The sequence below is a fragment of the Pseudomonas sp. S37 genome, from assembly GCF_016658545.1.
Lineage (GTDB): Bacteria > Pseudomonadota > Gammaproteobacteria > Pseudomonadales > Pseudomonadaceae > Aquipseudomonas.
The window spans coordinates 1-12,903 of sequence record NZ_JACVZC010000026.1 but is presented as its reverse complement, the minus strand read 5'-3'; the positions used below and the strand labels follow the sequence as shown (position 1 = coordinate 12,903).

The following is a 12,903-nucleotide window of genomic DNA, read 5'->3' as shown; positions in this document are numbered from 1 at the left end:
CCACCCTCGGGCTTGTGGTGTCCTTGTGGGAGCGGGTTTACCCGCGAATAGGCCCTTGAAAATAACACCAAAGGTGGATCAATGACCGATCAACCCCTGGCCCTGACCGTCGAACAGGGCCTGCACGCCGAACAGGAACTGCTGGCTGCCGTCTGCCGTGGCGAACGCGAGAGTGGCGTGCTGTTCTGGCGCCCCACCGACCATGCCTTGGTCATGCCCCGGCGCATGAGCCGCCTGGACAACTTCGAAGCCGCCTGCGCAGAGCTGGCCATTGCCGGCTGGCCAGTGCTGTTGCGCGAAACCGGCGGCGAGCCGGTGCCGCAATCGCATTCCACTGTAAACGTTGCGCTGGTTTACGCAGCACCACGCAGCGAAGGTGATCACGGCCGTATAGAGAACGCCTACGAGCGCCTGTGCCTGCCGCTGTGCGATGTGCTGCGCGAGTGGGGCGGGGTGGCGTCGGTGGGGGAAATCGACGGAGCCTTCTGCGATGGCCGCTACAACGTCAACCTTAACGGTCGCAAGCTGGTCGGCACTGCCCAGCGCTGGCGCCAGGGCCTGGGTGGCAAGCGCCCGGTGGTTCTGGTGCACGGTGCGCTGCTGCTGGATAACGAGCGTGAGTCGATGGTGGCGGCAGTCAACCGTTTCAACGAGTGCTGCGAGCTTGAGCAACGTTGCCGCGCTGATGCGCACATTGCATTGCACGAAGTGGCGCCGGCGGCGCCCTGGTTCGAGCGCCTGTCCCAGGCCTATGCCAAGGTATTGGCCGAGCTGCCCAAAGACTAGCGGGTACCGTAGACCACCATGGTCTTGCCCTTGACCTGTACCAGGCTGCGTTCTTCGAGGTCTTTGAGGACGCGGCCGACCATTTCCCGCGAGCAACCGACGATGCGGCCGATTTCCTGACGGGTAATCTTGATCTGCATGCCGTCGGGGTGGGTCATGGCGTCGGGTTGTTTGCACAGTTCCAGCAGGCAACGGGCAACCCGCCCGGTTACGTCGAAGAAGGCCAGGTCACCGACCTTGCGCGTGGTGTTGCGCAGGCGCTGGGCCATCTGGCTGCCCAGGGCGTAGAGGATTTCCGGGTCCTGGCGCGCCAGTTCGCGAAACTTCTCGTAGCTGATTTCCGCCACTTCGCATTCGGTCTTGGCGCGCACCCAGGCGCTGCGCTGCTGTTCACCGTCAACTGGCTCGAACAGGCCCAATTCGCCAAAGAAATCGCCATTGTTGAGGTAGGCGATGATCATTTCGTGGCCGTCGTCGTCCTCGATGATGATGGTTACCGAACCCTTGATGATGAACGACAGTGTCTCGGCCCGGTCGCCGGCGCAGATGATGTTACTTTTGGCGGTGTAGCGGCGGCGCTGGCAGTGCACCAGCAATTTGTCGATGTTCTTGATCTTTGCGGGTAAGGCGGAGGCAACCATCACGAAATCCTGTTCGATACGAGGCATAGGCTTTTTTTAGAGGTTGGCTGACGGCAAGCGCCAGTCATTTGGCGCCAGCTTATCAGACGCCAAAGGATGTTTCGGTACTAAACCGACACGTCTCGTACTTTTCCCACAGCCACACAAGGTCTAAGCTGACACCCTTTTCCGAAAATCAGGAGTCCAGGTAGATGAAGGCACGTATCCAGTGGGCCGGTGAGGCAATGTTCCTCGGCGAATCGGGGAGCGGCCATGTCGTCGTGATGGACGGCCCGCCCGAGGCCGGCGGCCGCAACCTGGGTGTGCGCCCGATGGAAATGCTGCTGCTGGGTCTGGGTGGCTGCAGCAGCTTTGACGTGGTCAGCATCCTGAAGAAGTCGCGCCAGGCGGTGGAGAGCTGCGAGGCGTTCCTGGAAGCCGAGCGCGCCAGCGAAGACCCGAAGGTGTTTACCAAGATCCACATGAATTTTGTGGTGAAGGGGCGGGGGCTAAAAGAAGCGCAGGTCAAGCGTGCTGTGGAGCTGTCGGCGGAGAAGTATTGCTCGGCGTCGATCATGCTGGAGCGTGCCGGGGTTGAGATTACCCACGGCTATGAAATTGTAGAGCTGGGTTAAGGCCTCGATTTCTTGGGCTGCTTTGCAGCCCTGTGGGAGCGGGTTTACCCGCGAAGAAGCCGACGCGGTGGATGGCACCGGCTTCGCCGGTGTTCGCGGGTAAACCCGCTCCCACAGGATCAGCTGCGAAGCGCCGGCAGTGCAGCTAGCACCCATTCCGGTAAGCAACCCCGCATCACCTGGCTCAACCGCTCCCGCCGCTTCTGGTAAACCAGCCCCAGCCAGATAACCCCAAGCCCGATCAAGGTCACCACCACCGGGAACAACAACGACTCGGCAAACACCTCATACGACAGGTATCCCAGGTAAGCCGCCACCCCAAGGGCCCCGAACACCATGAACACCGGCCGGCGCAGCAGCACCGCCATGCCCATCAGCGCAACGTTGATCAGGCAATACAGGGCCTTGCCCAACTCGCTGCCATTGTCCACAAGCGTCAAGCCGCCCCAGAACGCCGCCAGCCCGGCCAGGTAACCCCAATGGGCATAATCCTCGCGCGTGCGGCCGTCCACTACCAGGAAGACCACCAGCATCCCCAGCCCGAACCACAGCGAAACTTCTCGGCGCTGTTCCCAACTGAATGGCGAGCCGAAGAACCATTCGCTCAGGTCCATGGACATGAACCACAGCGCCACGGCTATGGGCATGACGATGAACGGGTAAGGGATCAGCCGCAGCATCAGCAACCCGGCCAGTACCGTGGCCAGTTCCATCGCCAGCCAGCCGCTCTGCACGTAGGTGTAGTAATGGTGGTAGTTCGCTTGCGTGTCGTTCACGGGCCACCAGCCGACCAGCCGCTCGATGGCGAATACGGCCAGAGGCACGATGCTGACCGCGACGGCTGCCAGCACCCCGGCAGCGACGGGCTGGGCGCGGCGCTGCAGCTTCAGGGCAAACAAGGTGATCAGCAGGATGTACAGGCTGGCGATGACCAGCAGTGCGCCGTCGCCGATGCTCATCCAGGCCTCGGTGAGCAACCAGCCCATGGCCGCCATGATCAGCATGGCGCCAAAGTAGAAGGCAACATGGGCCAGCTGGAAGCTGCCGCGAGCTGCCGGTTGCTGGCGCAGGAAGGCCAGCAGGGCCTGGTCCTGGCCCGGCTGGAGAACGCCGGCTTGCACGGCGCGCGCCAGGTCCTTGGCGTCGAATCGGTCCGTCATGGGGGGCCTTCAGATACGGTAGGTGCTCTTGGTCATGACCTTGGCCAGCAAGCTCATGCCAAAGCGGACAGGGGCAGGGAAGCGGTAGCCACCGGCCTCCAGGGCAGACTCGGCGTGTTGCTCTTCGTCGATGCGCATCTGCTCGAGAATGGCCCGGGACTTTTCGTCTTCGTGCGGGATCTGCTCCAGGTGCTCGTCGAGGTGTTTGCACACCTGGTGTTCGGTGGCGGCGACGAAGCCCAGGCTGACCTTGTCGCTGACCAGCCCGGCGAGTGCACCGATGCCGAACGACATACCGTAGAACAATGGGTTGAGTACGCTGGGGTGGCTGTTCAGCTGGCGAATACGCTGCTCGCACCAGGCAAGGTGGTCGATTTCTTCCTCGGCGGCATGCTCCATGGCCTTGCGCACTTCGGGCAGCTTGGCGGTCAGGGCCTGGCCCTGGTACAGCGCCTGGGCGCAGACTTCACCGGTGTGGTTGATGCGCATCAGCCCGGCAATATGGCGGGACTGCTGTTCGTCCAGGTCGGCGTCTGGCTGGATGATGGCCGGCGATGGCCGGGCGGGTTGGCCGCTGAAGGGCAGCAAGGTGCGCATGGCGGTATCGGCCTGCAGCAACAAGCGGTCGAGCGGCGAGTAGTGACGTTCGGTAGCCATCGGGCACCTCCGCAAGAATGTGCCCGACAGTTTACCGCAATAGCGGCGGGGTCGCTTGCCGTGGATCAGCCCGGTGGCCAGTTCATCTGGCGCTGCCCAAGCACGTGCATATGGATGTGGTAGACGGTCTGGCCGCCTTTCGGGTTGCAGTTCATGACCACACGGAAGCCTTCTTCGCAGCCTTGCTCGACAGCCAGGCGCTGGGCGGTGAACAGGATGTGGCCAGCCAGGGCCTTGTCCTCTTCGGTCAGGTCATTGAGCGTACGGATGTGCTTTTTCGGGATGACCAGAAAATGTACCGGCGCTGCGGGTGCAATGTCCTTGAAGGCCAGGATCTGGTCGTCTTCGTAGATGATATCCGCCGGGATTTCCCGGTTGATGATTTTGAGGAATAGATCGTCCACAGCACTTGCTCCATGGTGAGGGTCGGGCCGAGTGTACTCAGCCGGGCGCCGCTCGCCCAGTGGCTATTCCATGCCGGCCGGGCAATAGCGGCGGTGAATGGCCCCGGCCAGCTTGCGCAGCAGCCAGCGTGGCAGCAGGCGCGGGGCGAATGCCAGCCAGCGGTTGCGCCGGCCGGGCATGATCAGGGCGCGGCTCTTGTTCAGCGCGCGTACGGTGTACAGCGCCACTTCCTCGGGGCTGAGGCAGCGCGGCTTGCCATCCAGGCGGGCAATGCGCCGGCGTGCAGAGCGCACCGGGCCGGGGCACAGTACCGAGACCTTGATGCCGGCGGGCTTGAGCTCTTCGCGCAGGGCCTGGGAAAAGCTCAACACGTAGGCTTTGCTGGCGGCATAGGCGGCCATCCACGGGCCAGGCGCTACGCCAGCCAGGCCGGCAACGTTGAGAATCTGCCCGCCACCCTGCACCGCCATCAGGTTACCGATGGCGTGGCACAGGCGGCTCAGGGCCAGTACGTTGACCTCCAGCAGGTCTTGCTCGTCGGCCCACTCATGGGCCAGGAACGGCCCGTAGGTGCGCTGGCCGGCACAGTTGACCAGCAGGTCGATACGCCGCTCGCCTTCCTCCAGCTCCAGTACGAAGCCTGAAAGGCGCAGCGGCTGGCTAAGGTCGCAGGCGCGGAACAGTACCTCGACACCAAAGCGCTGGGTCAGCTCGATGGCCACCGGTTCCAGCGTTTCGCGCTGGCGTGCCACCAGGATCAGGTTGCGCCCGCGCCGTGCCAGTGCTTCCGCCAGGGCCAGGCCCAGGCCGCTGGAAGCACCAGTAATCATGGCGTAACGGGTCATGCAAGGCTCCTGGGGGCGGAAGAGGGCGCCTAGTGTACAGCTTGGCCGGGCAAGGTGTTGCCTTTTGCTACAAGGCCTGAACCCGCAGCGCCTGGCAGCGCTGCAGGGCTTGCTGGTACTCGCTGTGCAGGCGTGCGATCAGTGCGCTGGCGCTGGGCAGGTCGTCGATACCGCCAACGCCCTGGCCTGCCGACCAGACGGTCTTCCACGCCTTGGCTTCGTCGTCTATCGGCTTGAGTTTGCCTTGCTCATGACCGCCCTTGAGGGCATTCATGTCGTAGCCCGCTTGTTCCAGGCTCGGGCGCAGGAAGCTGGCGGGAATGCCGGATACCGCCGGTGTGTGGACGATGTCAGCGGCGTGGGCCTGCAGCAGCATCTGTTTGTAGGCGCTCTGGGCCTGGCTTTCTGCCGTGGCGATAAAGCGCGTGCCCATGTATGCCAGGTCCGCCCCCAGCAGTTGTGCGGCGAGGATCTCATGGCCGTGGTTGATGCAGCCCGCCAACAGCAGGGTCTTGTCGAAGAACTGGCGAATTTCCGCTGCCAGGGCGAACGGGCTCCAGGTGCCGGCATGGCCGCCTGCGCCTGCAGCAACGGCAATCAGCCCATCGACACCCGCTTCGGCGGCCTTCTCGGCATGGCGGCGCGTGGTCACATCATGAAACACCAGGCCGCCATAGCCATGCACGGCATCGACCACTTCCTTTACCGCACCCAGGCTGGTGATGACGATCGGCACCCGGTGCTCGACGCACAAGGCCAGGTCGGCCTGCAGGCGAGGGTTGGTCGGGTGCACGATCAGGTTCACCGCATAGGGCGCGGGCGCCTGCAACTGTGCCAGGCCGGCCTCAATCTCCTCCAGCCAGGCCTTGAAGCCGGCGCTGTCACGCTGGTTCAGGGCCGGGAAACTGCCAACCACGCCGTTGGCGCAGCAAGCCAGCACCAGGCCGGGGTTGGAAATCAGGAACATCGGTGCGGCAACCACAGGCAGGCGCAGGCGTTGTTCGAGCGAGGCGGGTAGCGACATGGCAAGGCTCCTTGGCGGGGTGGCAATGTCAGAACGGTTTGACCACCACCAGAATTACGATGCCCAGCAGGAACAGCACGGGCACTTCGTTGAACCAGCGATAGTAGACGTGGCTGCGGGTGTTGGTGCCACTGGCGAAGCGTTTGCGCTGGGCACCGCACACGTGATGGTAGCCGGTCAGCAGGATCACCAGCGTCAACTTGGCATGCAGCCAGCCCTGGCTCAGCCAGCCTGGGGTGAGATAGAGCATCCAGGCGCCGAATACGTAGGTGGCGATCATCGCCGGGTTCATGATGCCGCGGTACAACTTGCGTTCCATGGTCACGAAGCGGTCCTGGCTGATGCTGTCCTGGCTCTGGGCGTGGTAGACGAACAGCCGCGGCAGGTAGAACAGGCCGGCGAACCAGCAGACCACGCTGACGATATGCAGCGCTTTGATCCATAGGTAAAGCATGGAGGGAGTTCCTTCAGGTAATCACGGTCGTCAGATAGTAGTGGTCAAGCGCCTGAAGGGTCACCCGAAGAGTTGTTACAGGCGCCTTGCGCCCCTATTATCGTGCGCTTTCCAGACGGCTCGTTGATAAGGGGCAAGCGTTATGATCAAGGTCGGTATCGTCGGCGGCACGGGTTACACCGGCGTCGAACTGTTGCGTCTGCTGGCACAGCATCCACAGGCCGAAGTGGCGGTCATCACTTCGCGCTCCGAAGCGGGCGTGGCAGTGGCAGACATGTACCCGAACCTGCGCGGCCACTATGACGGGCTGGCGTTCAGTGTGCCGGACAGCAAGACCCTGGCGGCTTGCGATGTGGTGTTTTTCGCCACCCCGCACGGTGTTGCCCACGCCCTGGCCGGCGAGCTGCTGGCTGCCGGCACCAAGGTGATCGACCTGTCGGCAGACTTCCGCCTGCAGGACGCCACCGAGTGGGGCAAGTGGTATGGCCAGCCGCACGGCGCGCCAGAGCTGCTCAAGGATGCGGTGTACGGCTTGCCCGAAGTGAACCGCGAGAAGATCCGCCAGGCGCGCCTGATCGCTGTGCCGGGTTGCTACCCGACCGCCACCCAGCTGGGCTTCCTGCCGCTGCTGGAAGCAGGCCTGGCCGACCCGTCGCGCCTGATCGCCGACTGCAAGTCGGGTGTCAGCGGCGCTGGCCGTGGCGCAGCGGTGGGTTCGCTGTTCTGCGAAGCCGGCGAAAGCATGAAGGCCTATGCGGTCAAGGGCCATCGCCACCTGCCGGAAATCAGCCAGGGCCTGCGTATGGCCGCTGGCAAGGATATCGGCTTGACCTTCGTACCGCACCTGACGCCGATGATTCGTGGCATCCACGCCACCCTGTACGCGAACGTGGTCGATACCTCGGTCGATTTGCAGGCGCTGTTCGAGAAGCGCTACGCCGATGAACCGTTCGTCGATGTGATGCCGGCGGGCAGCCACCCGGAAACCCGTAGCGTGCGCGGCGCCAACGTCTGCCGCATTGCCGTTCATCGCCCGCAGGGTGGTGACTTGGTGGTGGTGCTGTCGGTAATCGACAACCTGGTCAAGGGTGCCTCCGGCCAGGCGGTGCAGAACCTCAACATCCTGTTCGGCCTGGATGAGCGCATGGGCTTGTCCCACGCCGGCTTGCTGCCGTAAGCCGTCAGCAGTGAACAAGGCCCGCGTCGTGCGGGCCTTTTTGCAGGTCGCGACTAAAGCCGCACAATTCTTGACCGATTTTCTCGGGAAAGCGGATAATGCGCGTCATCGAGTTTTATGGCGGCTACCGCGCCGGGAGAATCAACATGAGCGTCGAAACCTTCACCCCTACTGGTCTGGAATTTACCCATGGGGCAGCCCAGAAGGTGAAGAACCTGGTCAATGAGGAAGGCAATGAACGTCTGAAGCTGCGGGTGTTCGTGACCGGTGGTGGTTGCTCGGGCTTCCAGTACGGCTTCACTTTCGATGAAGACGTGGCCGAAGACGACACCATCGTCGAGCGCGAAGGCGTGTCGCTGGTGGTCGACCCAATGAGCTTCCAGTACCTGGCGGGTGCCGAAGTGGACTATCAGGAAGGCCTGGAAGGCTCGCGCTTCGTGATCAAAAACCCGAATGCCGCCACCACCTGTGGTTGCGGGTCGTCGTTCTCGATCTGAAGCCTGGTCCGGAACGAAAACGCCGCGCAATTGCGCGGCGTTTTGCTTTCTGACGTAGCGGTTATGCCGGGTAGATTGCGCCCAGAACGCGCAGGCCCTTGGCTGCAGTGACGCTTGGGCGGTTGGCGGCGATGTCTTCCAGGCAGCAATGGGCCAGCCAGGCGAAGGCCATGGCTTCCACCCAGTCCGGATCTACGCCATGGGCGCCAGTGCTGGCGACCTGCGCATCGGGCAGCAACTGGCCGAGGCGGGCCATCAGCGCGCCGTTGCGGGCGCCACCACCACACACCAGCAGCGCTTCGGTGCCTTGTTGGGCGCTGCCCAGCGAGTCGATGATGCTGCGTGCGGTCAGTTCCAGCAGTGTCGCCTGTACATCTTCGTCGCGATAAGCGGGCAAGCGGGCGAGGTGGTCATCCAGCCACGGTAAGTTGAACACCTCGCGGCCGGTACTCTTCGGGCCGCTGCCGGCGAAGAACGGGTCGGCCAGCAGTGTGCCGAGCAAGTCGGCCTGCACCACACCCGAGGCTGCCCAGGCACCGTCGGCGTCGTAGGCCAGGCCGCGCACGCGCTCGATCCACGCATCCAGCAGCACATTCCCCGGGCCACAATCAAAGCCGTGGACCGGCTTGTCCTGCTCGATCAGGCTGAGGTTGCTGAAACCACCCACATTGAGGATTGCCAGGCGCTGGCCAAGGTGGCTGAACAGGGTTTCATGGAAGGCGGGAACCAGCGGCGCGCCTTGGCCGCCTGCAGCCACATCGCGGCGACGGAAATCGGCGACCACGCTGATACCCGTCAGCTCGGCGAGCAGTGCCGGGTTGCCAATTTGCACGGTAAAGCCGCGTGCCGGTTCGTGGCGGATGGTCTGGCCGTGGCTGCCAATGGCGCGTATGTCGTTGGCCTGCAGGCCCTGGCGGGCCAGCAGTTGGCGGATACCTTCGCCTGCCAGGCTGGCCCAGCGGTTTTCCGCCAGCGCCGCACGGGCGATCTCGTCAGGGCCGCTGCTGCACAGGGCCAGCAGGTCCTGGCGCAGCTCGGCAGGCATCGGCAGGTAGTGGGTAGCGAGCAGCTCAAGCTGCTCGCCCTGTTCGACCAGGGCGATGTCCAGGCCATCGAGGCTGGTGCCGGACATCACCCCCAGGTAGAGCGCCATGGCTTAGCGCTTGTTCGCTGCGAGCAGGGTGGCCTTTTCCTGATCCATGCGGGCGATCAGTGGCTGGCTCTGCTGCAGGAAGCGCTGGCGCTCGTTCTTGGCGATCGGGTCGGCCATCGGCACCTTCTGGCTCAGTGGGTCGACGTGTACACCGTTGACCTGGAACTCGTAGTGCAGGTGCGGCCCGGTGGACAGGCCGGTGGTACCGATGTAGCCAATGATCTGGCCCTGCTTGACCGAGCTGCCGGTCTTGATGCCTTTGGCAAAGCCCTGCATGTGGCCGTAGAGCGTCTTGTAGCGGTTGCCGTGCTGGATGATCACGGTATTGCCGTAACCACCGCGGCGCCCGGCCAGTTCGATGCGGCCGTCGCCGGCTGCCTTGATTGGCGTACCGCGCGGGGCAGCGTAGTCGACGCCCTTGTGGGCACGGATCTTGTTCAGGATCGGGTGCTTGCGACCGGCGGAAAAGCGCGAGCTGATGCGGGCAAAGTCCACCGGAGTGCGGATGAAGGCCTTGCGCAGGCTGTTGCCGTCGGCAGTGTAGTAGGTAGTGTTGCCCTGCTTGTTGGTGTAGCGCACGGCGGTGTAGGTTTTGCCACGGTTAGTGAAGCGCGCGGAGAGGATGTTGCCAGTACCGACGACCTTGCCGTCCATCACCTTCTGCTCGTAGACCACATCGAACTCATCGCCAGGGCGAATATCCTGGGCAAAGTCGATGTCATAACCCAGCACACGGGCCATGTCCATGGTCATGCTGTGCGACAGGCCGGCACGCTGGGCGGAGGCCGACAGCGAGCTCTTGATCACGCCGTGGGCGTAGGCGGTTCGCACTACCGGCTTGCTGATTTCACGGTTGAAGGTGTAGCCCTTGGCGGACTTGGTCAGGCGAATGGTTTCAAGGTTGCTGACCTTGCTGTGCAGGCTGGCCAGTTGGCCATCCTTGTCGAGTTCGAACTGCAGTACCTGGCCGTGCTTGAGTTGGCTGAACTGCTTGGCCTGCTTGTTGCTGGCCAGCAGGTCGTGCACCGCATTGGCCGGCAGGCCAACCTTGGCGAACAGGGTGGACAGGGTATCGCCACGCGCGACGGTGACTTCTCGATGGCCTGGTTCCTTGGCGGCTTCGGCGACCGGTTTGGCTTCCGGAGCTTGCTGCTCGGCTTTCTGGGTTTCGGGGGCGGCGTCTTCGATCTGGGCGAATGGCGAGCCTTGCTCACCTTGTGCCTGCACCAGCGGCGCAGCACGGGCGTCGTCTTTCAGTTGCTCGGCAGGGCTTTCCAGCTCGAGGTTGAGGGTGGTTTTCTTGGCTTCCACTTCGCTGGAGGGAAACACCAGCAAAGCCAGGCTGAGCAGGGCGGCGATGCCGCTGGCGGCCAACAGATGGCTTTTCGGATAAAGCTTGGGCGCTTTAGGCGGTTCGTTGGTCATGAGTAAGGTGACTTTGAAAAAGGTGAAATGGAAAAGATGAATGACATGATGAAGATGAAATAACTGTATAAAATATAACCAAATCCATTTTCACGCAAGGGCGCGTAGACGCCGCAAACCCGTGTTCGGGTCACATTCCTTTGCGAAACTTGTAATTGACGGCCGATCTTGTATGGTTGGCTCCCCCTGAATCTGAGCCTTGCGGGTTTGTCTATGAAGTCGGTTGAAGAGCAGCTGGCGCTTATCAAGCGCGGTGCGGAAGAAGTACTGGTCGAGTCGGAACTGGTGGAGAAGCTCAAGCGCGGCCAACCTCTGCGCATCAAGGCCGGCTTCGACCCGACCGCCCCGGACCTGCACCTGGGTCACACGGTGTTGATCAACAAGCTGCGCCAGTTCCAGGAGCTGGGCCATCAGGTCATCTTCCTGATCGGTGACTTCACCGGCATGATCGGCGACCCGAGTGGCAAGAGCGCTACGCGCCCGCCGCTGACCCGTGAGCAGGTGCTGGACAACGCCGAGACCTACAAGCAGCAGGTGTTCAAGATTCTCGACCCGGCCAAGACCGAAGTCGCGTTCAATTCCACCTGGATGGACACGCTGACCCCAGCCGACTTCATTCGCCTGGCGTCGCAGTACACCGTAGCGCGCATGCTCGAGCGTGATGACTTCGACAAGCGCTACACCACCAATCAGCCTATTGCCATCCACGAGTTCCTCTACCCGCTGGTGCAGGGCTATGACTCGGTGGCACTGAAGGCGGACGTCGAGTTGGGCGGTACCGACCAGAAGTTCAACCTGCTGATGGGCCGCGAGCTGCAGCGAGCCTATGGCCAGGAAGCACAGAACATCGTGACCATGCCGCTGCTTGAAGGGCTTGATGGCGTGAAGAAGATGTCCAAGTCGTTGGGCAACTATGTTGGTATCCAGGAAGCGCCAGGGGTGATGTACAGCAAGCTGGTATCGATCCCGGATACCTTGATGTGGCGTTACTTCGAGTTGCTTAGCTTCCGTTCGATGGAAGAGATCGACCAGTTCCGCGCTGATGTCGCCAATGGCGCCAACCCGCGTGACATCAAGATCAAGCTGGCGGAAGAGATTGTGGCGCGCTTCCATGGTGAAGAGGCTGCGGCCAATGCTCATCGTGCTGCGGGTAACCGTATGAAGGAAGGCGAGCTGCCGGAAGACCTGCCGGAAATCGAGGTGGCTGCGGCGGTAGACCTGCCGATTGCTGCCGTGCTTAACCGTGCTGGCCTGGTGAAGAACTCGGCGCAGGCGCGGGACTTGCTGAGTGGCGGTGCGGTGAAGGTTGATGGTGCGGTGGTCGACAAGGACTTCATGTTTGTCCTGGGTGCTACTCATGTGTGCCAGGCGGGCAAGAAGTCGTTTGGCCGGGTTACGCTCAAGGCTGAGTGATCGGCTGGGGTGTAGCTATATAGAAGCGGGGAGGCCGAGAGGTCTCCCCGTTTTGTTTTTGGGGGTTGGGTGTTGTGGTGGGGGGCTGGGGGTGATGGGCCTGGCTATAGATAGTGTTGGGTTTGGGAGGTGTCCGCCACAACCCTTTCAGCGCCTGTGAGGTCGAGCGCCGCAGGTGTTCGACACAACACATGCAGCGCCTATAAGATCGAGCGCCGCGCGGGCGGCGCTCGATCTCTCAGGCGCTGAAAATGTTGCGGCGGACACCCGCGGCGCTTGATTTCACAGCCGATACATGTGTTGGGGCGGGCATCTGGCGGCCTCGAAACGGTCTTTTCCCCTATATTTCAATTTAATGAAATTAAAGGTTGACGCCCTCTCGAATCCCCTTATAATGCGCCCCACTTCCAGCGACAACGGAACGACAAACTCCTTGAAATTCAATGAGTTAGCCGATTCAAAAGGCGCTGGAAGGGCTACGATCAACTGATCGCCAGCGGTTGAGGAGAAGGTTGACAGCGGTTTTAAACGCTGTAGAATTCGCCTCCCGCTACGAGAGATCGCGGCGAGCCAAGTGTTTGAAGCTAAACGAGTTTCTCGCAAAAAACTTCAAAATAAACGCTTGACAGGCTCTGAGGAAAGCGTAGAATGC

14 protein-coding genes are annotated in these 12,903 nt (G+C 62.3%); 5 read left to right on the top strand and 9 right to left on the bottom strand.

From position 1 onward, the window contains the following. Window positions 1-81: 81 nt before the first annotated feature. The gene (locus IAE39_RS11345) at window positions 82-786 is read left to right on the top strand and encodes a lipoate--protein ligase family protein (protein WP_201202269.1); all 705 of its coding nucleotides are present in this window, start codon (window positions 82-84) and stop codon (window positions 784-786) included. Here IAE39_RS11345 and crp read toward each other — a convergent pair. Then, on the bottom strand, window positions 783-1,427 hold the full coding sequence (crp, locus tag IAE39_RS11340; protein ID WP_180688944.1) for a cAMP-activated global transcriptional regulator CRP: 645 nt from the start codon (window positions 1,425-1,427) through the stop codon (window positions 783-785). The two genes, IAE39_RS11345 and crp, sit on opposite strands and share 4 nt — an antisense overlap. Window positions 1,428-1,618: 191 nt before the next feature. Between crp and IAE39_RS11335 the strand changes: the two genes are divergently transcribed. After that, window positions 1,619-2,041, top strand: coding sequence for an OsmC family protein (locus IAE39_RS11335; protein ID WP_004376171.1), 423 nt, complete (start codon window positions 1,619-1,621; stop codon window positions 2,039-2,041). Between the two features lie 119 nt (window positions 2,042-2,160). On the opposite strand, the gene IAE39_RS11330 is transcribed toward IAE39_RS11335, so the two are convergent. The 6 genes from IAE39_RS11330 to hemJ form a co-directional block, all read right to left on the bottom strand. Further along, entirely contained in the window at window positions 2,161-3,201 is a 1,041-nt protein-coding gene (locus IAE39_RS11330; protein ID WP_201202267.1) for a DUF2157 domain-containing protein, read from the bottom strand. A 9-nt stretch (window positions 3,202-3,210) separates the two neighbouring features. Next, entirely contained in the window at window positions 3,211-3,858 is a 648-nt protein-coding gene (gene coq7 / locus IAE39_RS11325; RefSeq protein WP_012270220.1) for a 2-polyprenyl-3-methyl-6-methoxy-1,4-benzoquinone monooxygenase, read from the bottom strand. 65 nt (window positions 3,859-3,923) lie between these two features. Next, window positions 3,924-4,262, bottom strand: a complete 339-nt coding sequence (locus IAE39_RS11320; RefSeq protein WP_003255518.1) for a histidine triad nucleotide-binding protein — start codon at window positions 4,260-4,262, stop codon at window positions 3,924-3,926. Window positions 4,263-4,325: 63 nt separating this feature from the next. Next, window positions 4,326-5,108, bottom strand: coding sequence for an SDR family NAD(P)-dependent oxidoreductase (locus IAE39_RS11315; RefSeq protein WP_201202265.1), 783 nt, complete (start codon window positions 5,106-5,108; stop codon window positions 4,326-4,328). A 67-nt stretch (window positions 5,109-5,175) separates the two neighbouring features. Continuing rightward, complete coding sequence (locus IAE39_RS11310) at window positions 5,176-6,132, bottom strand: NAD(P)H-dependent flavin oxidoreductase (RefSeq protein WP_201202263.1); 957 nt, start codon at window positions 6,130-6,132, stop codon at window positions 5,176-5,178. Window positions 6,133-6,160: 28 nt separating this feature from the next. Further along, entirely contained in the window at window positions 6,161-6,586 is a 426-nt protein-coding gene (gene hemJ / locus IAE39_RS11305) for a protoporphyrinogen oxidase HemJ (RefSeq protein WP_060501620.1), read from the bottom strand. Window positions 6,587-6,728: 142 nt separating this feature from the next. Between hemJ and argC the strand changes: the two genes are divergently transcribed. Then, window positions 6,729-7,763 carry an N-acetyl-gamma-glutamyl-phosphate reductase gene (argC, locus tag IAE39_RS11300; RefSeq protein ID WP_201202261.1) on the top strand — a complete coding sequence of 345 codons (1,035 nt, stop codon included), beginning with the start codon at window positions 6,729-6,731 and terminating at the stop codon, window positions 7,761-7,763. A 146-nt stretch (window positions 7,764-7,909) separates the two neighbouring features. Continuing rightward, window positions 7,910-8,260, top strand: coding sequence for an iron-sulfur cluster insertion protein ErpA (gene erpA, locus IAE39_RS11295; RefSeq protein WP_003255511.1), 351 nt, complete (start codon window positions 7,910-7,912; stop codon window positions 8,258-8,260). Between the two features lie 61 nt (window positions 8,261-8,321). Here the strand turns inward: erpA and IAE39_RS11290 are convergent, their stop codons facing one another. Together IAE39_RS11290 and IAE39_RS11285 are read right to left on the bottom strand one after the other, a co-directional pair. Then, a complete protein-coding gene (locus IAE39_RS11290; protein ID WP_201202259.1) occupies window positions 8,322-9,413 on the bottom strand; it encodes an anhydro-N-acetylmuramic acid kinase in 1,092 nt (363 codons plus the stop codon). Window positions 9,414-9,416: 3 nt separating this feature from the next. Further along, window positions 9,417-10,838 carry a peptidoglycan DD-metalloendopeptidase family protein gene (locus tag IAE39_RS11285; RefSeq protein WP_201202257.1) on the bottom strand — a complete coding sequence of 474 codons (1,422 nt, stop codon included), beginning with the start codon at window positions 10,836-10,838 and terminating at the stop codon, window positions 9,417-9,419. Between the two features lie 213 nt (window positions 10,839-11,051). On the opposite strand from IAE39_RS11285, the gene tyrS reads away from it, so the two are divergent. Continuing rightward, complete coding sequence (tyrS, locus tag IAE39_RS11280; protein ID WP_201202255.1) at window positions 11,052-12,251, top strand: tyrosine--tRNA ligase; 1,200 nt, start codon at window positions 11,052-11,054, stop codon at window positions 12,249-12,251. The last annotated feature ends 652 nt before the right edge of the window (window positions 12,252-12,903 follow it).

What these genes read in the sequence shown, in the direction of transcription:
- crp (WP_180688944.1), bottom strand. Translation starts at nt 1,427, where the DNA reads ATGGTTGCCTCCGCCTTACCCGCAAAGATCAAGAACATCGACAAATTG.
- IAE39_RS11315 (WP_201202265.1), bottom strand. Translation starts at nt 5,108, where the DNA reads ATGACCCGTTACGCCATGATTACTGGTGCTTCCAGCGGCCTGGGCCTG.
- IAE39_RS11335 (WP_004376171.1), top strand. Translation starts at nt 1,619, where the DNA reads ATGAAGGCACGTATCCAGTGGGCCGGTGAGGCAATGTTCCTCGGCGAA.
- IAE39_RS11330 (WP_201202267.1), bottom strand. Translation starts at nt 3,201, where the DNA reads ATGACGGACCGATTCGACGCCAAGGACCTGGCGCGCGCCGTGCAAGCC.
- IAE39_RS11290 (WP_201202259.1), bottom strand. Translation starts at nt 9,413, where the DNA reads ATGGCGCTCTACCTGGGGGTGATGTCCGGCACCAGCCTCGATGGCCTG.
- tyrS (WP_201202255.1), top strand. Translation starts at nt 11,052, where the DNA reads ATGAAGTCGGTTGAAGAGCAGCTGGCGCTTATCAAGCGCGGTGCGGAA.
- erpA (WP_003255511.1), top strand. Translation starts at nt 7,910, where the DNA reads ATGAGCGTCGAAACCTTCACCCCTACTGGTCTGGAATTTACCCATGGG.
- coq7 (WP_012270220.1), bottom strand. Translation starts at nt 3,858, where the DNA reads ATGGCTACCGAACGTCACTACTCGCCGCTCGACCGCTTGTTGCTGCAG.
- IAE39_RS11285 (WP_201202257.1), bottom strand. Translation starts at nt 10,838, where the DNA reads ATGACCAACGAACCGCCTAAAGCGCCCAAGCTTTATCCGAAAAGCCAT.
- IAE39_RS11345 (WP_201202269.1), top strand. Translation starts at nt 82, where the DNA reads ATGACCGATCAACCCCTGGCCCTGACCGTCGAACAGGGCCTGCACGCC.
- hemJ (WP_060501620.1), bottom strand. Translation starts at nt 6,586, where the DNA reads ATGCTTTACCTATGGATCAAAGCGCTGCATATCGTCAGCGTGGTCTGC.
- argC (WP_201202261.1), top strand. Translation starts at nt 6,729, where the DNA reads ATGATCAAGGTCGGTATCGTCGGCGGCACGGGTTACACCGGCGTCGAA.
- IAE39_RS11310 (WP_201202263.1), bottom strand. Translation starts at nt 6,132, where the DNA reads ATGTCGCTACCCGCCTCGCTCGAACAACGCCTGCGCCTGCCTGTGGTT.